Origin of the sequence: Escherichia sp. E.sYA108 (genome assembly GCF_011754335.1) — a bacterium.
Taxonomy (GTDB): Bacteria; Pseudomonadota; Gammaproteobacteria; order Enterobacterales; family Enterobacteriaceae; genus Escherichia; species Escherichia coli.
Genome location: NZ_JAAQVZ010000001.1, coordinates 1,413,658 through 1,434,198, shown reverse-complemented (window position 1 = coordinate 1,434,198; position 20,541 = coordinate 1,413,658). Strand labels below are relative to the sequence as shown.

Here is a 20,541-nt window from a genome sequence, read left to right as displayed (position 1 = left end):
GGGGCGCATCTGGGATTTTGTTTAACGGGTGATCCACAACGTGGGCCAGGCGTCTGGCCCATGCCAGTTATCGCAGGTGGGTTCTGCGGCGTAACGCACCAGGCGAAAACGCTGACCGTCAAAGCGCCAGCGCGCCTGAATGCCACAATCGCTTAATCCGCGCCCTTTTGCTAAGGTCACCAGTTCACGCGATTTTTCATCGAATGTTGCGTTCATCAGTTCCAGTTCATTGGTCTCCTGACCGTTGTTGAACGGCAAACGCAACCGTACCGGGCGCGAGGCCAGCGGCTTTTTACGCGACACAATCCATGCCAAATCAATGGTGTTATAGGCCCCAGCCTCACAGCTAATCATCATCAGCGCTTTATCATCGGTCAGCGCAGTGACATTCACCTCACGACGTAACGGATCAAGCGAACAGCGCAGACCATTCATCCGCCAGTTTCCATAATCCAGCAAATCGTTACGTTCTTCGCGTGAGAGTGGCGTCGGCGTTGGGTTAACCACCACGACCTCTTTCAGCGCAGGCGCTGGCGGTACGCTGAGCGGCGGTTCGTCCCCTTTCTTTATCCACGCGGTCTCACTGCCAACGCGCTTTTGCTGGGCATCAATAAACAACAACGCCGCTTTTAAGCCACTCAGAGAAATAGTCTGATTGCCGTCGCGTAAGGTGATCGCCCTCCCTTCCTGAATCATCTGCAAAAACGCGGTGATGGTTGCCGTATCATCGGTTACTAATAACCATGGTGAAATCCGCCACTTGTCACCACTTAACGCCAACGGCTCACCATCTAACAGCAGCCGTGGCGCTATCTCCCCTTCTGACGCATCCGGCGACTTCAACCCGCCGCGCTCAATACGTAAAACGGCATCGGTATGCGCCCCGGCGCTGCGGCTCAGGGTCATCACCAGTCCATTATGATCGCCCGTATTGCGCGCTACACAGAAATTTTGATTATTACAGGTGACCTGCCAGTCGGAAAACGCCCGTTGCGCTGGTGCCGCCCACACCAAAGACATCGGCAACAAAACGAAAAAAAAGAGAAGGAAAATGCGATATCGCATGGACGGTACGACCCCAGAAGTTCAAACAAACAGCACAAGTCGTATCTTCGTTGCGCAGGTAGCGCGGCTCAATCGGATTTGTCGGATTGAGCCAATAATAAACAACGAAATATTATTGTTATTTTTCAGTCCATTAAATGTGACATTTGCAAATAGTTAAGCAATAACACCGTCTTACCGTCACGTATCTCGCCGGTTTTAATCATCTCCAGCGCCTGGCTGAACGGCAGCTCAAGCACTTCAATATCTTCATCTTCGACACCACCACCGGCGTTAGCGCGCTGGCTGTCACTGTATTCGGCGATAAAAAAGTGGATTAGCTCAGTCACACCGCCTGGCGACATATACAGTTCAAATAATTTGCGGACTTCGCCAACTTCATAGCCCGTCTCTTCAATCGCTTCCTTGCGAATGCACACTTCCGGTTCGTCGTTATCCAGCAGCCCGGCGCAGGTTTCAATCAGTTGCCCGCTTTCATTGCCATTAACCCAGGTAGCGACGCGGAACTGGCGAATCAGAACCACGGTCTTTTTCTTCGCGTTGTACAGGAGGATCGTCGCACCATTACCGCGATCGTAAACTTCACGTTTATGGCGGATAACTTCGCCATCTTTGCGCGTGAGATCGTAAGTAATGTTGTGCAGGGTGAAATAGTTATCGGAGAGAATTTTGTCTTTAACGAGGGTGATTTGTTGCGTCATACCGACTCCACAGCGCGAAATGAACAATTATCTTACGCTGTGAAGTCGGGTTTGTCTGCGCAGGCTATCAGTGAGATTTGACTGATTTTACGCCCAGCCAGTCAATGATCCCCTGTGCCGCATGACGTCCTTCTGCCATTGCGGTAACCACCAGATCCGCACCACGCACGGCGTCACCACCGGCGAAGATTTTCGGATTCGTGGTCTGGTAACGGTACTGGCTTTCCACATCCGCGATGATGCGGCCCCATTTGTCTACCGTTACACCGTGCGACTCCAGCCACGGCATCCCGTGCGGATTGAAGCCAAACGCCATAATCACCGCATCGGCTGGCATGACAAATTCACTGCCTTCCACCGGCACTGGACGCCGACGTCCCTGGGCGTCCGGCTCGCCAAGACGCGTGCGCAGGAAACGAATCCTGCAGACGTGACCTTGTTCATTCAGTTCAAGCGCCACCGGCTGGACGTTAAATTCGAAGTTGGCCCCCTCTTCACGGGCGTTCTTCACCTCTTTCTTCGAGCCTGGCATGTTAGCTTCATCACGACGATAAGCGCAGGTGACGTTACTCGCGCCGTGGCGCAGCGCAGTACGCACACAGTCCATCGCGGTGTCGCCGCCGCCCAGTACCACGACGTTAAGTCCGGCAGTATTGATAAACGGCTCTTCCGGTAGCTCTTCGAGTCCCATCACCTGTTTAGTATTGGCGATGAGGAACGGCAGCGCGTCATAAACGCCCGGCGCATCTTCATTGGGTAAACCCGCTTTCATGGAACGGTAAGTGCCTACGCCAACGAAGACCGCGTCGTATTGTTCCAAAAGCGAATTCAAAGAGACATCTTTACCCACTTCACAATTGAGTTCGAAGTGAATCCCCATCGCGCTGAAGATTTCCCGACGGCGTGCCAGCAGGGATTTATCCAGTTTGAAAGAAGGAATGCCGAAAGTGAGCAAGCCACCGATTTCTGGATGGCGATCGTACACCGTCACCGCCACGCCATTGCGGGTGAGAACATCTGCACAGGCCAGCCCTGCCGGACCCGCACCGATAATCGCCACCCGCTTGTCCACTTTGGTGACATGGCTTAAGTCAGGACGCCAACCTTTCGCCAACGCCTGATCTGAAATGTAGCGTTCAATGTTACCGATAGTTACTGCGCCGTGCTCATCGCGAATAGTACAGGCACCTTCACACAAACGGTCTTGCGGGCAAACGCGTCCGGTAATTTCCGGCAGGGTGTTGGTCTGGTGAGAAAGCTCGACGGCGGCGTCGATGTTTCCGGCTTTCACCAGTTCAATCCACTGCGGTATATGGTTATGCAGCGGGCAGGTCCATTCACAAACGCTGTGCTCGCCGCACTTAAGGCAGCGCGAGGCTTCCCGTTGTGCCTGATCGGCACGGAATGGCAGATAAATTTCATCAAAACCGGTTTTGCGCGCTTCAATCGCCAGTTTATCTGGCTCGCCACGCGCGGGCGTTGCCTGCATTTGCTCGACTTTACTCATTACCGGCATTTCTTGCGCCGCGGTACTGGCATGCCACGGTTGATGTTCCTGACGTGCGGTGCGCAAGCGGCGGGATTTCGCCATGCCGGAGAGTGCGGCGTCAGTGACCAGTTGCAGCGCGTCCGCCGGGCAATTTTCGACACAGGCAGGACCGTTTTCGCGCCCTGCACAAAGGTCGCATTTATGCGCCGTGGCTTTTACTTTTCCTACCGCAACGGGTGTCAGAACGATTTGCATCGTACCAAATGGACAGGCCACCACGCAGGATTTACAGCCAATACACTTTTGCTGATTGACCTGAATGCTGTCATCAACGTGGCTGATTGCGCCATTAGGGCAGCTACGGGCGCAGGGCGCATCTTCACAATGGTGACAGGTCACTGCACTACGTTGCTGCTGATGTTTGATAACCGTAATTCGGGGATGAAAATGGTGTTGGCTCAGGACATGTTGCTCGTCATTGTGAGCCATGACACAGGCGATTTCACAAGCATGACAACCCAGACATTGCTGACTGTTGGCCATAATAAAACGATTCATAACGACCTTCTTTTTTGGTTGTAAAAACCTTATTCTTTATATGAGTGTTGTTATTACCCGACTTACAGGGGAATCGGCAATGTTCATGTGCCCAGAATAAGTAACTATTTCGCTATAAACTGTGGCAGATCAAATAATCCCATCACTGACTAAATTTCGTTTCAGCGAACTGGAACATTAATGATTTTTTGTGGAGAAGACGCGTGTGATTGTTAAACGACCCGTCTCGGCCAGTCTGGCCCGGGCCTTTTTTTACATTGTGCTGCTGTCGATTCTTTCCACGGGTATCGCTCTGCTAACGCTGGCGAGCAGTTTACGCGACGCTGAGGCTATCAATATTGCCGGATCGCTGCGTATGCAGAGTTACCGCCTGGGCTACGACTTGCAAAGTGGCAGTCCACAACTCAATGCACATCGTCAGTTATTTCAGCAGGCACTGCATTCACCGGTATTAACCAATCTCAACGTCTGGTATGTGCCAGAGGCAGTAAAAACCCGCTATGCGCATCTGAATGCCAACTGGCTGGAGATGAATAATCGGCTCAGCAAGGGCGACTTGCCGTGGTATCAGGCCAATATTAATAATTATGTTAATCAGATAGACCTGTTCGTGCTGGCTTTACAGCACTACGCTGAACGCAAAATGCTGCTGGTGGTGGCAATTTCCCTGGCTGGCGGCATCGGTATTTTCACGCTGGTCTTTTTTACTTTGCGCCGCATACGCCATCAGGTGGTTGCCCCGCTGAATCAGCTGGTTACCGCCAGTCAGCGTATTGAACACGGGCAGTTCGACTCGCCGCCGCTGGATACCAGCCTGCCGAATGAGCTTGGCCTGCTTGCAAAAACCTTTAACCAGATGTCGAGCGAGCTGCATAAATTGTACCGTTCGCTGGAGGCGTCAGTAGAAGAAAAGACCCGCGATCTCCACGAGGCCAAGCGTCGTCTGGAGGTGTTGTATCAGTGTTCGCAGGCGCTAAACACCAGCCAGATTGATGTGCATTGTTTCCGCCATATTTTGCAGATTGTTCGCGACAATGAAGCGGCTGAATATCTGGAGTTAAATGTCGGTGACAACTGGCGGATTAGCGAAGGGCAGCCAAACCCGGAATTGCCGATGCAGATTTTACCGGTGACAATGCAAGAGACGGTTTACGGCGAACTGCACTGGCAAAATAGTCACGTTTCATCATCAGAACCGCTGCTTAACAGCGTTTCGTCGATGCTGGGACGCGGTTTGTACTTTAATCAGGCGCAGAAGCATTTTCAGCAGTTATTGTTGATGGAAGAACGTGCGACCATCGCCCGCGAATTGCACGACTCGCTGGCTCAGGTACTTTCTTACTTACGTATCCAGTTGACGTTACTGAAGCGTTCGATACCGGAAGATAACGCCACCGCACAAAGTATCATGGCCGATTTTTCCCAGGCGTTGAATGATGCTTATCGGCAGTTACGCGAGCTGTTGACTACTTTCCGCCTGACGCTGCAGCAGGCGGATCTCCCCTCCGCGTTGAGGGAAATGCTGGATACGTTACAAAATCAAACCAGCGCCAAACTGACCCTCGACTGCCGTCTGCCAACCCTGGCGCTGGATGCGCAAATGCAGGTGCATTTGTTGCAAATTATTCGCGAAGCGGTGCTGAATGCGATGAAGCACGCCAACGCCAGCGAAATCGCCGTTAGCTGCGTCACCGCGCCGGATGGCAATCACACAGTCTATATTCGCGACAACGGGATTGGCATCGGTGAACCGAAAGAACCCGAAGGCCATTATGGTCTGAATATCATGCGCGAACGCGCGGAAAGATTGGGTGGGACGCTGACTTTTTCACAACCTTCCGGCGGCGGCACGTTAGTGAGTATTAGCTTTCGCTCTGCGGAGGGTGAGGAAAGTCAGCTGATGTAATGCCTCTTATTGACCAAAGAATAGTGGCACTTAAGGTTCAGTATAAAAGGGCATGATAATTTACATTAACTCCTTTTTTTCTCCACGATTGGCTCGTACCTTGCCGCTACAGTGAAGCAAGCCAAGCCTACAACGATACGCAGAAACACGAGGTCCTCTTTTAATGGCGAATTTCTTTATTGATCGCCCCATTTTTGCCTGGGTGCTGGCAATCCTGTTGTGTCTGACAGGTACCCTGGCGATTTTTTCATTGCCCGTTGAACAATACCCCGATCTCGCGCCACCGAATGTGCGAGTGACCGCTAACTATCCCGGCGCATCGGCCCAGACGCTGGAAAACACCGTGACCCAGGTTATCGAGCAAAATATGACGGGCCTCGATAATCTGATGTATATGTCATCTCAGAGCAGCGGCACCGGTCAGGCATCTGTCACGTTAAGTTTTAAAGCAGGCACCGATCCGGACGAAGCCGTGCAGCAAGTACAAAACCAGCTACAATCAGCCATGCGAAAGTTACCGCAGGCGGTGCAAAATCAGGGCGTGACGGTGCGTAAAACCGGCGATACAAACATTCTGACCATTGCCTTCGTCTCTACCGATGGTTCGATGGATAAACAGGATATTGCCGATTATGTTGCCAGTAATATTCAGGACCCGTTAAGCCGCGTGAATGGCGTCGGGGATATCGATGCCTATGGTTCGCAATATTCCATGCGTATCTGGCTGGACCCGGCGAAACTCAACAGTTTCCAGATGACGGCTAAAGATGTCACCGATGCCATTGAATCACAGAACGCGCAGATTGCGGTTGGGCAACTTGGTGGTACGCCTTCCGTCGATAAGCAGGCGCTCAACGCCACCATTAACGCCCAGTCACTGCTGCAAACACCAGAACAGTTCCGCGATATCACCTTGCGGGTGAATCAGGACGGCTCAGAGGTAAGGCTGGGCGATGTCGCCACCGTCGAAATGGGGGCGGAGAAATACGATTATCTTAGCCGCTTCAATGGTAAGCCAGCCTCCGGGCTGGGGGTAAAACTGGCCTCCGGCGCGAACGAAATGGCGACAGCGGAGCTGGTGCTCAATCGTCTCGACGAGCTGGCGCAGTATTTTCCACACGGACTGGAATACAAGGTGGCGTATGAAACCACCTCTTTTGTAAAAGCCTCCATTGAAGACGTGGTGAAAACGCTGCTGGAAGCTATCGCCCTGGTTTTCCTCGTTATGTATCTGTTCCTGCAAAACTTCCGCGCCACGCTGATACCCACTATCGCCGTGCCGGTGGTGTTGATGGGAACCTTCTCGGTGCTTTATGCCTTCGGCTATAGCGTCAACACCTTAACCATGTTCGCGATGGTGCTGGCTATCGGCCTGTTGGTAGATGACGCCATCGTGGTGGTGGAAAACGTCGAACGTATTATGAGTGAGGAAGGACTCACTCCTCGCGAAGCCACACGTAAATCGATGGGGCAAATCCAGGGCGCACTGGTCGGGATTGCGATGGTGCTTTCGGCGGTATTTGTGCCAATGACCTTCTTCGGCGGCACCACCGGGGCCATCTATCGCCAGTTCTCTATTACCATTGTTGCGGCGATGGTGCTGTCAGTACTGGTAGCGATGATCCTCACTCCGGCTCTGTGTGCCACGCTACTTAAGCCACTGAAAAAAGGTGAGCATCACGGGCAAAAAGGCTTTTTTGCCTGGTTTAACCAGATGTTTAACCGCAACTCCGAACGCTACGAAAAAGGGGTGGCGAAAATTCTCCACCGTAGCCTGCGCTGGATTGTGATTTATGTCCTGCTGCTTGGCGGCATGGTGTTCCTGTTCCTGCGTTTGCCGACGTCGTTCTTACCGCTGGAAGACCGTGGCATGTTTACTACCTCGGTACAGTTGCCCAGCGGTTCAACCCAGCAACAGACCCTGAAAGTCGTTGAGCAAATCGAGAAATATTACTTCACCCATGAAAAAGACAACATCATGTCGGTGTTTGCCACCGTGGGTTCTGGCCCTGGGGGTAACGGGCAAAACGTGGCGCGAATGTTTATCCGCCTGAAAGACTGGAGCGAACGCGACAGTAAGACCGGCACCTCGTTTGCCATTATCGAGCGTGCAACGAAGGCGTTTAACAAGATTAAAGAAGCTCGCGTTATCGCCAGCAGCCCGCCAGCAATTAGCGGTCTTGGTAGTTCTGCGGGTTTTGATATGGAGTTGCAGGACCACGCTGGGGCAGGTCACGATGCGCTGATGGCAGCACGAAACCAGTTGCTGGCGCTGGCGGCGGAAAATCCGGAGTTAACCCGTGTACGCCATAACGGCCTCGACGACAGTCCGCAGTTGCAGATTGATATCGATCAGCGTAAAGCTCAGGCGCTGGGCGTTGCTATCGACGATATTAACGACACGCTGCAAACCGCGTGGGGTTCGAGCTATGTGAATGACTTTATGGATCGCGGTCGCGTGAAGAAAGTCTATGTGCAGGCAGCTGCGCCGTATCGCATGCTGCCAGATGACATCAATCTCTGGTATGTCCGAAATAAAGATGGCGGCATGGTGCCCTTCTCTGCTTTCGCGACCTCACGCTGGGAGACAGGCTCGCCGCGTCTGGAACGCTATAACGGTTATTCTGCGGTTGAGATTGTTGGGGAAGCCGCACCGGGGGTCAGTACCGGTACGGCGATGGATATTATGGAATCGTTAGTGAAGCAGCTGCCAAACGGCTTTGGTCTGGAGTGGACGGCGATGTCGTATCAGGAGCGGCTTTCCGGCGCGCAGGCTCCGGCGCTGTACGCCATTTCCTTGCTGGTGGTATTCCTGTGTCTGGCGGCATTGTATGAAAGCTGGTCGGTGCCGTTCTCGGTAATGCTGGTCGTGCCGCTGGGGGTTATCGGCGCGCTGCTGGCAACCTGGATGCGCGGGCTGGAAAACGATGTTTACTTCCAGGTGGGTCTGTTAACGGTCATTGGTTTATCGGCGAAAAACGCTATCCTGATCGTCGAGTTTGCTAACGAGATGAACCAAAAAGGCCACGACCTGTTTGAAGCGACGCTCCACGCCTGCCGTCAGCGTTTACGCCCGATTCTGATGACCTCGCTGGCATTTATCTTCGGCGTATTGCCAATGGCAACCAGCACAGGTGCCGGTTCCGGTGGTCAGCATGCGGTGGGTACTGGCGTAATGGGCGGGATGATTTCGGCCACTATTCTGGCTATTTACTTCGTGCCGCTGTTCTTTGTGCTGGTGCGCCGCCGCTTCCCGCTGAAGCCGCGCCCGGAATAAGCAATAAAAAAGGCGACATGCCAATGTGTCGCCCTTTTCAACTTTCCGATTAAGAACCTGCTCAGCAGGTTCTTGCTGTTTGTACTTTGTCTCAGGAATTACTTACGAAGCATAACTTCGATAAAGTCTTTCCAGTTCCCCAGTTCACGTTCAATCATAACAACCTCTCTTATAATTATGGGTATTCTACGGAAACAATATACCGTGGTGAAGCTAATTTACTCGATTGCTGCGATGACTACCTCCGGGGGACAAACCTTATGTAAATACTATGGTCCTGCGGTGATGATTTGTATGTGATACACCGCAACATTTCGAGATATTCATACGGCATCTAATACTGATTTAATTCTGGTTAAAATACAGACAGATAACAAGATGAATATTCTTAATGTTTACGTTAAAAATGTTTAATGTTATTTAATAGTTGTTAATTTGAATACTTCGATAATGTTATATTTCCTGATAATCATTTGCAGGCAAAATGTTTTCACCTTTAAATGAGTATTTATTCTCATAAATCGAAAAAGGATTCATTATGGTTACACTTTACGGCATCAAAAATTGTGACACCATTAAAAAGGCTCGCCGTTGGCTGGAAGCCAATAACATCGACTATCGTTTTCATGATTACCGAGTCGATGGATTGGACAACGAATTATTGAACGGTTTTATCAACGAATTAGGCTGGGAAGCGTTACTCAACACCCGTGGTACAACCTGGCGTAAACTGGACGAAATCACCCGCAATAAAATCACCGATGCGGCCTCTGCGGCGACATTAATGACTGAAATGCCTGCAATTATCAAACGTCCATTGCTCTGCGCGCCTGGTAAGCCTATGCTGCTGGGTTTCAGTGAATCCAGTTATCAGCAATTTTTCCATGAGGTGTAGTCTATGTCGTGCCCGGTTATTGAGCTGACACAACAGCTTATTCGCCGCCCTTCCCTGAGTCCTGATGACGCAGGATGCCAGGCTTTGTTGATTGAACGTTTGCAGGCGATCGGTTTTACCGTTGAACGCATGGACTTTGCCGACACGCAGAATTTTTGGGCATGGCGTGGGCAGGGTGAAACGTTAGCCTTTGCCGGGCATACCGACGTGGTGCCGCCTGGCGACGCCGACCGTTGGATCAATCCGCCGTTTGAACCAACCATTCGTGACGGCATGTTATTCGGGCGCGGTGCGGCAGATATGAAAGGCTCGCTGGCGGCGATGGTGGTAGCTGCAGAACGTTTTGTCGCACAACATCCCAACCATACGGGGCGACTGGCATTTCTGATCACCTCTGATGAAGAAGCCAGTGCACACAATGGTACGGTAAAAGTCGTCGAAGCGTTAATGGCACGTAATGAGCGTCTCGATTACTGCCTGGTTGGCGAACCGTCGAGTATCGAAGTGGTAGGTGATGTGGTGAAAAATGGTCGTCGCGGATCGTTAACCTGCAACCTTACCATTCATGGCGTTCAGGGGCATGTTGCCTACCCACATCTGGCTGACAATCCGGTACATCGCGCAGCACCTTTCATTAATGAATTAGTGGCTATTGAGTGGGATCAGGGTAATGAATTCTTCCCGGCGACCAGTATGCAGATTGCCAATATTCAGGCGGGAACGGGCAGTAACAACGTTATTCCAGGTGAACTGTTTGTGCAGTTTAACTTCCGCTTTAGCACCGAACTGACGGATGAGATGATCAAAGCGCAGGTGCTTGCCCTGCTTGAAAAACATCAACTGCGCTATACGGTGGATTGGTGGCTTTCCGGGCAGCCATTTTTGACCGCGCGCGGTAAACTGGTGGATGCGGTCGTTAACGCGGTTGAGCACTATAATGAAATTAAACCGCAGCTACTGACCACAGGCGGAACGTCCGACGGGCGCTTTATTGCCCGCATGGGGGCGCAGGTGGTGGAACTCGGGCCGGTCAATGCCACGATTCATAAAATTAATGAATGTGTGAACGCTGCCGACCTGCAGCTACTTGCCCGTATGTATCAACGTATCATGGAACAGCTCGTCGCCTGATGAGTGGTTCTGCAAGAGGAAATAAGCATGGACTGGCTGGCTAAATATTGGTGGATTCTGGTGATTGTCTTTTTGGTAGGCGTCCTGCTGAACGTGATTAAAGATCTCAAGCGCGTCGACCATAAGAAATTTCTCGCCAACAAGCCGGAGCTTCCCCCGCATCGTGATTTCAACGATAAGTGGGACGATGACGACGACTGGCCGAAAAAGGATCAACCGAAGAAGTAAGCTAAGTGGCCGGATAAGGCGTTAACGCCGCATCCGGCCATGATGCCTGATACAGTCTTATCAGGCCTACCCGGCTATTATTACATCATTTCAATCACATCATCATCGCCAGGCTTACCGCCACTTAGCGCTTCGTCGAAATAATGTTTCGGAATGGTATAACGCAAGTGATCCAGGGCTAATTGCATACTGCGATTGTCGATCGCATGGCCTAAATCCTCCACGATATCCAGCGTCACATCGCCACCGGCACTGATTAACGCTTCCTGCGCCGCAACCGCATGCGCCAGATCGATAACCGGATCTTCACCGCCATGAATCAAGTGAATTGTTGTGGCTGTAGACGCAGTTTCCGGCAGGCTCGCATAGCGTCCGTTAAAGGCAATGACGCGTGAGGCAAGGCCCGGTTCGGCTTTAATGCTCTCCAGCGCCATAATCGCGCCTTGAGAGAAACCGATTAGCGCCGTGGCGTTAGCCCCTACTCCGCTCTGTTTCTGCCAGTAGCGCACCGTTTCAATAAACGTCGGCATGATGGCATCCACACGCGCCTGGCGATTATCTTCCGTAATACCCTGCACCGAAAACCACTGACGCCCCGCCGGATTACCGCTCGGCTCCGCGCCACCGACACTCACCACCAGCGCATCAGGAAACAGCGGCGCAAACCAGCTACCTATTTCCCCCATTGCCACCGGGTTATCCCCGACACCGTGGAAAAGCAGTAACAACTGTTGTGCTGGTTTATCCGGGCTTTGAACAACAAAATGGTCATGTTTCATGGCGAACTCCTTAACTGATGTCATTAATTTTACGCCGCTGACTCACAATGACCATGGGAGAAAATTGAAGGAGTCAGTGAAAAAATTGCCATTGCGTTATGCGATCGCGCAGACGCTCAGTGCGAACATCATCAAGTGCGAATAGCGCCTGCGCGGCCTCTTCCCGCTGGCGAACCAGTAACAGCTTACGGCCTGAAAGTTTAAGTGTGGTACATAACTGCGCGTCACTGGCGTTTTTCTGTAAACGCCCACGCAGCGCCGGTAATGCCAGTTCGCTGGTTTGTAGCAAACGCAATAAGCAACCTAACGATGTTAATAGCGGACGATGAGTGAAAGCAAAACCGGCCAGTTCAAGCCAGTCGTCGTCAGAAAGGACGGCATCGTTTAGTGGATCAACAGGAAGCATTTCGCCATTCCACTGCGCGAGAGCTTGCGCATCGCGACGTAAACGGTAATGCTCACGTTCAGCCAGTTGTTTACCCGCATCACTCATCGGTAACAGCGCCATCGCCGTATAGCAACCGCTGCTGGCTTCACGATGATTACCCATTCGCACCAGCACAAAACCGCAGCGTTGCCAGAAACGCCATAACTCCTCGGTGTAACCAAAACTCACCGAAAGATAGTCGAGGTCATGAATATATTGCAAAGCACCAGCAATAAGCTGTCGCCCTGTGCCTTCCCGCTGACGAGCCGGATGAACTGCTATCCGGCTAACCCGCCGTCCGCGCAATGTCGCCGCCAGTGGATTGCTGCCGTGCGCCGCCAGCGATTGAGCCACCAGATTGCCCCGTGGACGACGATAACCCGCCCATACCGCCTGACTGAGTTCTTGAGATAATCCACCCTCATCCACCAGACACAGCGCTCCGGCAATCTCGTTTTCGCCAGCCGCCTGTAAAAAATGTTGACCTGGTGCATCCATCATGCGGCGTAAATCCAGCGGCGAAGTCCGGTAGTGCGCACCAGACAATAATTGATAAACCTTTAACGGCGTTTCTGGCTCGCTTCGCCATAACGTCTGTTCAAATGCGGAAATAACGATATTGCCTTGTGGTGTATGGGTGAAGTTTTCATCGTCAAACACCAGTGCCTCACTAACCATTTTTTCCAGCGGGCATCCCTGCGCCCAACGGATCGGCTGTTGTAGTTCAAAACGGTGTAAATGCGGAAAGCGAGCGCAAAATTTCAGCAAAAAACCACGTCCGGTGCCTTCGTAGCCCTGCACCGTAGTGGTTAACAACGTTCGAGGAAAACGCGATACCAGTTGATGCAACAACGGCGCAGGTATAGCTGCGGCTTCATCGACCACCAGCCAATCGGCTTGCTCATCGCTGGCTAACAAGGCATCCGGTGCAATAAAGCGAAACTTCTCGCCCGCAAATTGTGCCAGTACATCCGTTGCCGCTTTTGCGGGCGCGGTGACAATCGCACTGCCCGCAATACGAGAAATGAGTTGCCCTGCCAACGCCGACTTACCGCGCCCACGCGCAGCAGTTACCGCTGCCACGCCCGGCGGCATGGTCAGTAACTGCTGTAAGAGTTGCTGTTGTTCTGGTTGTGGTGCGCCGGTAGCGGGGTGCCAGTCAGTACGGGGAGTAAAATGCGCCAACGAGAACGGCTGGTTTTGCCGCCAGAGGATAGCGTCGTTATTCGCCGTAAGTACACGTTTGAGGTGCAGGACAAAATGCGGCGTCGCAATAGGGTCAGGGCAATCACTCCAGCGCAGCGAGTCGGCATCAGGTTGGTTTTCCCACTCATCCCATACAGGGAGTAACAACACCAGCCAGCTTCCCGCTTTCAACGTTCCGCTAAGTGCCGCAAAGGCAGCGGCATCAAAGCCGTAGCGGGCGTCGAATACCGCATGCCGGAACTCGCGCCCAAGTAAAGTTTGTAGTGCCGAGGGAGAACAGTGGTTTTCAGCATCTGGCTGCGGCGAAATCCACAGCCAGTCGCCAGGTAAGGCATCACGCAACTTAAGCGCATGATCAAAACACCAACGCTCTTCCCCGCTCAACACCAGCAAGCGGCGGATCCCTTCAAGTTTCATTTGCGCTGTTAATGTGTGAAGCGCAGTCAGTTCAGCCATCCCTGCCCCGGAAGTTAAATGCTTTTACCAAAAGTATTGCATTGTGCCGGATCGCCGCTGTCGAAACCACGTTTAAACCAGCTGTAGCGTTGCTGAGAAGTGCCATGAGTGAAACTGTCTGGTACTACTCGCCCCTGACTTTGCTGTTGTAAACGGTCATCGCCGATGGCCTGCGCCGCGTTCAGCGCCTCTTCCAGATCGCCGGTTTCCAGAACACCTTGCTGCTGCATACTATGCCCCCAGACACCGGCAAAACAGTCGGCCTGGAGTTCCATACGCACAGATAAGCGGTTTACTTCCGCCTGCGTCGCGTTTTGTTGCAGTTGACGAACTTTCGGCTCGATGCCTAACAGTTTCTGCACATGATGACCGACTTCATGAGCGATAACGTACCCCTGGGCAAAATCGCCATCCGCGCCAAGTTTGTCTTTCATGTCATCATAGAAGGAGAGATCGATATAAACTGTGCCATCCGCCGGGCAATAGAATGGCCCCATTATGGACTGGCCCGCCCCGCAGCCGGTACGCGTCATTCCACGGTACATGACCAGCTTCGGTTGCTGATAGGTTTTACCCATCTTCTCGAATTGCTGTCCCCAGGTGTCTTCCGTGGTTGCCAGAATCACCGAGGTGAATTTTGCGGCTTCGTCTTCATTAGGGCTAATTGACCGCGTTGATTGCTGTTGGGAAACCGGCTGTCCGGTCATCAACCCGGTTAAATCAACGCCATAGTAGCCTGCAACCAGCACGACTATCAGTAAAATCAGCCCGCCTTTACCGCTTGGCAGGCGAAAACCGGGACCGCCCATTGACGGACCGCCGGAGCTATTGCGCCTGTCTTCAACATTGTCACTTTCACGTCGCCCTTGCCAACGCATAGATACCTCAACATTATATTCATTATAGAAATGATCGTAGGTGGATCAGAGGAAGATTACCACAGGAAAGCGGGATGAAATGGCGGAGGAATGAGCGTTCAATACTCATCTTATGAGAGCGGTTGTCTTGCCGTGCCAGCAGCACGGCAAGATGATGAATAGAAAAATCAGTCCAGCTGTACACCCAGGCGGCGGGCAACGGCTTCATAGGCTTCGATCAGGCCACCGAGGCTCTGGCGGAAACGGTCTTTGTCCATTTTCTCCAGCGTTTCTTTGTCCCACAGGCGGCTGCCGTCCGGGGAGAACTCATCGCCCAGTACCACTTCACCTTTGTACAGACCAAACTCCAGCTTGAAGTCGACCAGAATCAGACCAGCATCATCGAACAGTTTTTTCAGCACGTCGTTCGCTTTGTAGGTCAGCTCTTTCATACGCGCCAGGTTCTCTTTGCTCACCCAGCCAAAGGTTTCGCAGTAAGATTCGTTGACCATCGGATCGTGCATGGCGTCGTTTTTCAGGAACAGATCGAACAGTGGCGGGTTCAGCTCAATACCTTCTTCGATTCCAAGACGTTTCACCAGAGAGCCAGCAGCACGGTTACGCACGACACACTCAACCGGCACCATATCCAGCTTTTTCACCAGACATTCGGTATCGGAGAGCAGACGCTCCATTTGAGTCGGGATACCCGCTTCAGCCAGTTTGCTCATAATGAAGTAGTTGAACTTGTTGTTCACCATACCTTTGCGATCAAACTGCTCAATGCGCGCGCCATCCCCTGCTGACGTATCATTGCGGAATTCGAGCACCAACAGGTCCGGGTTTTCCGTGCTGTATACGGTTTTCGCTTTACCACGATACAACTCAGCTTGCTTTTGCATCTTTATCACTCCTGGGTGTGAATTAACGTTTTAAAATCTTTTGCTGTCTGGTGTGCCGGATGTTTTATCGGATGCGGCGTGAACGCCTTATCCGACCTACGTCCGACAAACAAATTTCGTGCGAATTACCGCTAAAATCGCGTTTTTCTGTCGACGCACACGTTTGCGTATCATATCAGAAAAAAGGGCCGGATGACTCCAGCCCTGTATTTTTACTTGCTAAACGCAGCCTGGAAGACAGCTACCAGCGCGTCGTTCTGACTCTGAGTCAGAGTATGACCTTTCGGATCGATGAACTGTAGGCTGCTGCGGTTATCTAAATCGCCAACCTGCAGTTTATAGTCACCGGATGCCAGACCTGGATCGCTCGCGCCCAGTTCGTGCCATTCGCTGTCAGACAGCGGCTTATAAGTTACGGCCATGTTGCCCTGCGAACGGGTGCTGTCGGTCACTTTCATGCCCACTTTTTCCAGCGCAGCTGGCAGACGTTGCCAAACCACATTGAACGGCCCGCGTACGACCAGCATTGGTAAACCGGTGTCATCAGCTGCACTTTGTACGTCCATAGTGGTGGAGGCACGGTTTTGCGCAGCGTTCGCGGCGTCAGTGGCAGATTTATCCAGACCGGCGGAAATAACGTTCATCATCTCCGTGCTGTAACGCTGCATGGAAGCCGCGTCTGCAACCGGTTTGCCCGCCTGTTCCAGGTTCAGCAGTTTAACCGTAACCGCCTGCTGATAACCCTGCGGCTTAACAGAGATTTGATAACGACCACGATACTGCTCGTCTTCGTCCAGACGGTTCCATTGTACCCAATCGGTGGTCAGTGTCTGACCAGCATCATCACGTTGGGTGATGGTGTAGTTTTTCGCCTGCAGCACGCTAACCACCTGCGGCCACAGAGTATTGCCACGACCATTTTCCACCAGCAATGAAGCGGTATCGCCCGTGAACTGGGTACGCGCGCCAGAAACCAGTGCCAGCGGCTGGGCTGGTGGACGAATGTCCAGCGCCTTACCGACGGCACCACTACCGTTGGTCACCGGGATTGCATAATCGCCGGAGGTCACCGGCAAGATCATTCCAGCCGGGGCATGAAGCTCCGCAAGCGGTGCCGCTTCCAGGTAGGCTTCATCACCACTGACCTGACGCTTATAGCGTGAGTCAGAACTACAGGCAGCGAGTAATAAAACAAGCGAAACACCCGCAACCTTTGCCAGGCGCGACTTTTGAACAGAGTAAGCCATCAAATCTCCCTAAACTTTACAGCAAACCGGCATGCTTAAGCGCCGCTCTGACCGTCTCACGACCACTGTCGGTGATTGGTGTCATTGGCAGGCGCAGCGTATCGGTCGCCACAAGACCCAGTTCCTTACATGCCCATTTCACCGGGATTGGATTGGGTTCGACAAATAGTTTGTTGTGTAATGGCATCAGACGCTGATTAATAACGCGTGCCTCGGCAAAATGCCCTTCTGCTGCCAGTTTGCACATCTGGGCCATATCACGCGCTGCGACGTTAGCCGTAACGGAAATAACCCCATGACCGCCTAATTGCATGAAGTCCAGCGCGCTCGCATCATCGCCGCTCAGCAGAACAAAATCATCTGAAACCAGCTCTTTGATCTGGTTTACACGCGTTAAGTTCCCTGTTGCCTCTTTGATTCCGATAATATTTTTTACTTTCGCCAGACGGCCCACCGTTTCCGGGAGCAGATCGCAGCCAGTACGGGACGGCACATTATACAGAATTTGCGGCAGGTCAGTATGTTCAGCGATGGCTTTGAAATGCTGATACAAACCTTCTTGCGACGGACGATTGTAGTAAGGGGTTACCGTCAGGCAGCCGACGATACCGCTGTCATTGAAGCGCTGCGTCAGGCTAATGGCTTCCGCAGTAGCGTTAGCACCGGTCCCGGCAATCACCGGAATGCGCCCGTCAGCCAGCTCCAGCGTCATCATCACCACATCAGCATGTTCGTCATGATTTAAGGTAGCGGACTCGCCAGTGGTGCCAACAGAAACGATCGCCGAAGTACCGCTGGCGACATGATAATCAATCAGTTTTTTCAAGCTAGCCCGACAGACATTACCTTTTTCATCCATCGGAGTAACAATCGCGACAATACTTCCCGTGAACATGGGCCATCCTCTGTGCAAACAAGTGTCTCAATGGTACGTTTGGTATGGCATTAAAAGCAAGCAGACAGAACCGTTCTGATTGTTGTATGCATGTTTTTTTTATGCTTTCCTTAAGAACAACTCACCCCTTGAAGGAATAACCAGTTTGACACTGTCATCGCAACATTATCTGGTGATCACTGCGTTGGGTGCCGATCGCCCTGGAATAGTGAACACCATCACCCGTCATGTCAGTAGTTGCGGCTGTAATATTGAAGACAGTCGCCTGGCGATGCTGGGAGAAGAGTTCACGTTTATCATGCTGCTTTCCGGTTCATGGAATGCCATTACTCTGATTGAATCAACGTTACCGTTGAAAGGTGCCGAGCTGGATCTTTTAATCGTGATGAAGCGCACGACGGCGCGTCCGCGTCCGCCAATGCCAGCATCTGTCTGGGTTCAGGTCGATGTGGCAGACTCCCCGCATTTAATTGAACGCTTCACAGCACTTTTCGACACGCATCATATGAACATTGCGGAGCTGGTGTCGCGCACGCAACCTGCTGAAAATGAAAGGGCTGCGCAGTTGCATATTCAGATAACTGCCCACAGCCCCGCATCTGCGGACGCAGCAAATATTGAGCAAGCGTTCAAAGCCCTATGTACAGAACTCAATGCACAAGGCAGTATTAACGTCGTCAATTATTCCCAACATGATGAACAGGATGGAGTTAAGTAATGAATCCACTGAAAGCCGGTGATATCGCACCGAAATTTAGCTTGCCGGATCAAGACGGAGAACAAGTTAATTTGACCGACTTCCAGGGACAGCGTGTTCTGGTTTATTTCTACCCGAAAGCCATGACCCCCGGCTGTACCGTACAGGCCTGCGGCTTACGCGATAACATGGATGAGTTGAAAAAAGCGGGCGTTGATGTGCTGGGTATCAGCACCGATAAACCCGAAAAACTCTCCCGTTTTGCGGAAAAAGAGCTGCTTAACTTTACGCTCCTGTCTGATGAGGACCACCAGGTGTGCGAACAATTCGGCGTCTGGGGTGAAAAGTCCTTCATGGGCAAAACCTACGATGGTATTCATCGCATCAGCTTCCTGATTGACGCTGATGGCAAAATCGAACATGTTTTTGACGATTTCAAAACCAGCAATCACCACGACGTTGTGCTGAACTGGCTGAAAGAACACGCCTGATTACTTTGCTCCATTCCGTGCTGGCTGCGCTTGCGGCCAGCACATCTCAAATCTTCTCACTGCCCTGCAACACTCGTTTCAAATTTTTTCGCTGAAGGTCAGTCTTGCGCGATTTGCCCATCAGGCCAGGCGTGAATCACGGCTTTGATCAGCGTCGCCAATGGAATAGCGAAGAATACGCCCCAGAATCCCCACAAACCACCGAAGATCACCACCGATAAAATAATCACCAGAGGATGCAGGTTAACCGCTTCGGAAAACAACACCGGTACTAACAGGTTGCCGTCCAGCGCCTGAATAATCAGATACACCGCGAAGCAGCTCCAGAATTCCGTGCCAGCACCAAACTGGAATAGCGCCACGCCAACCACCGGAATGGTCACCACAAATGCGCCAATGTACGGAATAAGTACCGAGAAGCCGACCAGCACCGCCAGCAGCAGCGAATAATTCAGCCCAAAGAGCAAGAACCCCAGCCAGGTGGCGATCCCTACCACGATCATCTCCAGCACTTTGCCGCGGATATAGTTGGTGATTTGTTGATTCATCTCCTTCCACACCTGTCCTGCCAGTCCACGGTTGCGCGGCAGCACCCGGCGAACGGCGTTCAGCATCTGCTCTTTGTCTTTCAGCAGGAAGAAGACCATCAATGGTACCAGCACCAGATAGACGGCAATGGTCAGCAAACCGACCAACGAGGCGAGGGAAATTTTCACCACCGAGTCCCCCATACTGAGCATCCGGCTACGCATATTTTCAGCCATTGCATCAATAATCCCCGCATCCATTAATGCCGGATAGCGGCGCGGTAACGTGGCAGCAAAATCAGAAAGTTTATTAAGCATCCCTGGCATATCGCGGATTAAGTAGATGCCCTGCTGCCAGGCGATAGGCAGTACCACGAACGCCATCAGTAGCAGGATGCCCACAAACAGGATCAGCACGATAGATGTCGCCCAAGGGCGGGAACAGCCAATAGACTGCAGGCGGACAGTCGGCCATTCCAGCAAATAGGCCAGAACAATAGCCACCAGCAACGGCGCGAGTAGGCCGCTAAAGAAAAAGATAATGCCAAAACCAGCAACCAAAATAACCAGCAAGGCAATCGCTTCCGGGTCGCTAAAACGGCGGCGATACCATTGCATCAACATTTCGAGCATACAGACCTTCCCTGAACCTCAAGAGCGGGATTGCGATCCGCAATTGTATCGAAATGTCACAAAAAAGACTTCGCTTTTTATGACGGATTCAGGAAACTGAAAAGTCATTTGAGTGGGCTAATCTTCGCCGTTACACTCAAAGGCGGCGCGGTGGGAACGATATTTCACAGTATC

Annotated in this window: 18 protein-coding genes; 7 read left to right on the top strand and 11 right to left on the bottom strand. The window is 52.1% G+C overall.

Features of this window, described 5'->3' with window-relative positions; translation table 11 throughout:
* Nucleotides 1–21 precede the first annotated feature (21 nt).
* The 3 genes from HBM92_RS06810 to aegA all read right to left on the bottom strand — a co-directional run bounded on the left by HBM92_RS06810 (nt 22) and on the right by aegA (nt 3,813).
* A complete protein-coding gene (locus HBM92_RS06810) occupies nt 22–1,065 on the bottom strand; it encodes a DUF1176 domain-containing protein (protein WP_001270554.1) in 1,044 nt (347 codons plus the stop codon).
* 125 nt (nt 1,066–1,190) lie between these two features.
* Nucleotides 1,191–1,766: a GDP-mannose pyrophosphatase NudK gene (gene nudK / locus HBM92_RS06805; protein WP_001296284.1), complete on the bottom strand. Its 576-nt coding sequence runs from the start codon at nt 1,764–1,766 to the stop codon at nt 1,191–1,193.
* A gap of 67 nt (nt 1,767–1,833) precedes the next feature.
* On the bottom strand, nt 1,834–3,813 hold the full coding sequence (gene aegA / locus HBM92_RS06800; RefSeq protein WP_001078897.1) for a formate-dependent uric acid utilization protein AegA: 1,980 nt from the start codon (nt 3,811–3,813) through the stop codon (nt 1,834–1,836).
* 205 nt (nt 3,814–4,018) lie between these two features.
* On the opposite strand from aegA, the gene narQ reads away from it, so the two are divergent.
* Nucleotides 4,019–5,719, top strand: a complete 1,701-nt coding sequence (narQ, locus tag HBM92_RS06795) for a nitrate/nitrite two-component system sensor histidine kinase NarQ (protein WP_001296285.1) — start codon at nt 4,019–4,021, stop codon at nt 5,717–5,719.
* 163 nt (nt 5,720–5,882) lie between these two features.
* Nucleotides 5,883–8,996, top strand: coding sequence for a multidrug efflux RND transporter permease AcrD (acrD, locus tag HBM92_RS06790; protein ID WP_001273166.1), 3,114 nt, complete (start codon nt 5,883–5,885; stop codon nt 8,994–8,996).
* 98 nt (nt 8,997–9,094) lie between these two features.
* On the opposite strand, the gene ypfM is transcribed toward acrD, so the two are convergent.
* Nucleotides 9,095–9,154 carry a protein YpfM gene (gene ypfM, locus HBM92_RS06785; protein WP_001386977.1) on the bottom strand — a complete coding sequence of 20 codons (60 nt, stop codon included), beginning with the start codon at nt 9,152–9,154 and terminating at the stop codon, nt 9,095–9,097.
* Nucleotides 9,155–9,534: 380 nt separating this feature from the next.
* Here ypfM and HBM92_RS06780 point away from each other — a divergent pair, with 380 nt between their 5' ends.
* From HBM92_RS06780 to HBM92_RS06770, 3 genes are read left to right on the top strand one after another with little or no spacing between them, the layout of a single operon-like run.
* The gene (locus HBM92_RS06780) at nt 9,535–9,891 is read left to right on the top strand and encodes an ArsC family reductase (protein ID WP_000258233.1); all 357 of its coding nucleotides are present in this window, start codon (nt 9,535–9,537) and stop codon (nt 9,889–9,891) included.
* A 3-nt stretch (nt 9,892–9,894) separates the two neighbouring features.
* Nucleotides 9,895–11,022 carry a succinyl-diaminopimelate desuccinylase gene (gene dapE, locus HBM92_RS06775; protein WP_001277797.1) on the top strand — a complete coding sequence of 376 codons (1,128 nt, stop codon included), beginning with the start codon at nt 9,895–9,897 and terminating at the stop codon, nt 11,020–11,022.
* A 27-nt stretch (nt 11,023–11,049) separates the two neighbouring features.
* Nucleotides 11,050–11,250, top strand: coding sequence for a YpfN family protein (locus tag HBM92_RS06770; protein ID WP_000383836.1), 201 nt, complete (start codon nt 11,050–11,052; stop codon nt 11,248–11,250).
* Nucleotides 11,251–11,330: 80 nt separating this feature from the next.
* Here the strand turns inward: HBM92_RS06770 and ypfH are convergent, their stop codons facing one another.
* From ypfH to dapA, 6 genes are all read right to left on the bottom strand, one after another.
* The gene (ypfH, locus tag HBM92_RS06765) at nt 11,331–12,029 is read right to left on the bottom strand and encodes an esterase (RefSeq protein WP_000679819.1); all 699 of its coding nucleotides are present in this window, start codon (nt 12,027–12,029) and stop codon (nt 11,331–11,333) included.
* A 73-nt stretch (nt 12,030–12,102) separates the two neighbouring features.
* On the bottom strand, nt 12,103–14,118 hold the full coding sequence (gene tmcA / locus HBM92_RS06760) for a tRNA cytosine(34) acetyltransferase TmcA (protein ID WP_000829302.1): 2,016 nt from the start codon (nt 14,116–14,118) through the stop codon (nt 12,103–12,105).
* A gap of 14 nt (nt 14,119–14,132) precedes the next feature.
* The gene (locus HBM92_RS06755) at nt 14,133–14,996 is read right to left on the bottom strand and encodes a neutral zinc metallopeptidase (RefSeq protein ID WP_001267498.1); all 864 of its coding nucleotides are present in this window, start codon (nt 14,994–14,996) and stop codon (nt 14,133–14,135) included.
* Between the two features lie 167 nt (nt 14,997–15,163).
* Nucleotides 15,164–15,877 (bottom strand): phosphoribosylaminoimidazolesuccinocarboxamide synthase, encoded by a 714-nt coding sequence (purC, locus tag HBM92_RS06750; protein WP_001295467.1) that lies wholly within the window; start codon nt 15,875–15,877, stop codon nt 15,164–15,166.
* Between the two features lie 212 nt (nt 15,878–16,089).
* The gene (gene bamC, locus HBM92_RS06745) at nt 16,090–17,124 is read right to left on the bottom strand and encodes an outer membrane protein assembly factor BamC (protein ID WP_001296286.1); all 1,035 of its coding nucleotides are present in this window, start codon (nt 17,122–17,124) and stop codon (nt 16,090–16,092) included.
* Between the two features lie 16 nt (nt 17,125–17,140).
* Entirely contained in the window at nt 17,141–18,019 is an 879-nt protein-coding gene (gene dapA, locus HBM92_RS06740; RefSeq protein ID WP_001295469.1) for a 4-hydroxy-tetrahydrodipicolinate synthase, read from the bottom strand.
* A 145-nt stretch (nt 18,020–18,164) separates the two neighbouring features.
* On the opposite strand from dapA, the gene HBM92_RS06735 reads away from it, so the two are divergent.
* Together HBM92_RS06735 and bcp are read left to right on the top strand one after the other, a co-directional pair.
* Nucleotides 18,165–18,737, top strand: coding sequence for a glycine cleavage system transcriptional repressor (locus HBM92_RS06735; protein ID WP_000176192.1), 573 nt, complete (start codon nt 18,165–18,167; stop codon nt 18,735–18,737).
* Nucleotides 18,737–19,207, top strand: coding sequence for a thioredoxin-dependent thiol peroxidase (gene bcp, locus HBM92_RS06730; protein WP_001068682.1), 471 nt, complete (start codon nt 18,737–18,739; stop codon nt 19,205–19,207). Before HBM92_RS06735 ends, bcp begins: the two co-directional genes overlap by 1 nt.
* A gap of 98 nt (nt 19,208–19,305) precedes the next feature.
* Here bcp and HBM92_RS06725 read toward each other — a convergent pair whose 3' ends face one another.
* Complete coding sequence (locus HBM92_RS06725) at nt 19,306–20,367, bottom strand: AI-2E family transporter (RefSeq protein ID WP_000892031.1); 1,062 nt, start codon at nt 20,365–20,367, stop codon at nt 19,306–19,308.
* Nucleotides 20,368–20,541: the final 174 nt, after the last annotated feature.

Bases quoted from the DNA above. Each gene is read 5' to 3' on its own strand.
- HBM92_RS06810 (WP_001270554.1), bottom strand. From the start codon at position 1,065: ATGCGATATCGCATTTTCCTTCTCTTTTTTTTCGTTTTGTTGCCGATG.
- nudK (WP_001296284.1), bottom strand. From the start codon at position 1,766: ATGACGCAACAAATCACCCTCGTTAAAGACAAAATTCTCTCCGATAAC.
- aegA (WP_001078897.1), bottom strand. From the start codon at position 3,813: ATGAATCGTTTTATTATGGCCAACAGTCAGCAATGTCTGGGTTGTCAT.
- acrD (WP_001273166.1), top strand. From the start codon at position 5,883: ATGGCGAATTTCTTTATTGATCGCCCCATTTTTGCCTGGGTGCTGGCA.
- HBM92_RS06780 (WP_000258233.1), top strand. From the start codon at position 9,535: ATGGTTACACTTTACGGCATCAAAAATTGTGACACCATTAAAAAGGCT.
- dapE (WP_001277797.1), top strand. From the start codon at position 9,895: ATGTCGTGCCCGGTTATTGAGCTGACACAACAGCTTATTCGCCGCCCT.
- HBM92_RS06770 (WP_000383836.1), top strand. From the start codon at position 11,050: ATGGACTGGCTGGCTAAATATTGGTGGATTCTGGTGATTGTCTTTTTG.
- ypfH (WP_000679819.1), bottom strand. From the start codon at position 12,029: ATGAAACATGACCATTTTGTTGTTCAAAGCCCGGATAAACCAGCACAA.
- tmcA (WP_000829302.1), bottom strand. From the start codon at position 14,118: ATGGCTGAACTGACTGCGCTTCACACATTAACAGCGCAAATGAAACTT.
- HBM92_RS06755 (WP_001267498.1), bottom strand. From the start codon at position 14,996: ATGCGTTGGCAAGGGCGACGTGAAAGTGACAATGTTGAAGACAGGCGC.
- purC (WP_001295467.1), bottom strand. From the start codon at position 15,877: ATGCAAAAGCAAGCTGAGTTGTATCGTGGTAAAGCGAAAACCGTATAC.
- bamC (WP_001296286.1), bottom strand. From the start codon at position 17,124: ATGGCTTACTCTGTTCAAAAGTCGCGCCTGGCAAAGGTTGCGGGTGTT.
- dapA (WP_001295469.1), bottom strand. From the start codon at position 18,019: ATGTTCACGGGAAGTATTGTCGCGATTGTTACTCCGATGGATGAAAAA.
- bcp (WP_001068682.1), top strand. From the start codon at position 18,737: ATGAATCCACTGAAAGCCGGTGATATCGCACCGAAATTTAGCTTGCCG.
- HBM92_RS06725 (WP_000892031.1), bottom strand. From the start codon at position 20,367: ATGCTCGAAATGTTGATGCAATGGTATCGCCGCCGTTTTAGCGACCCG.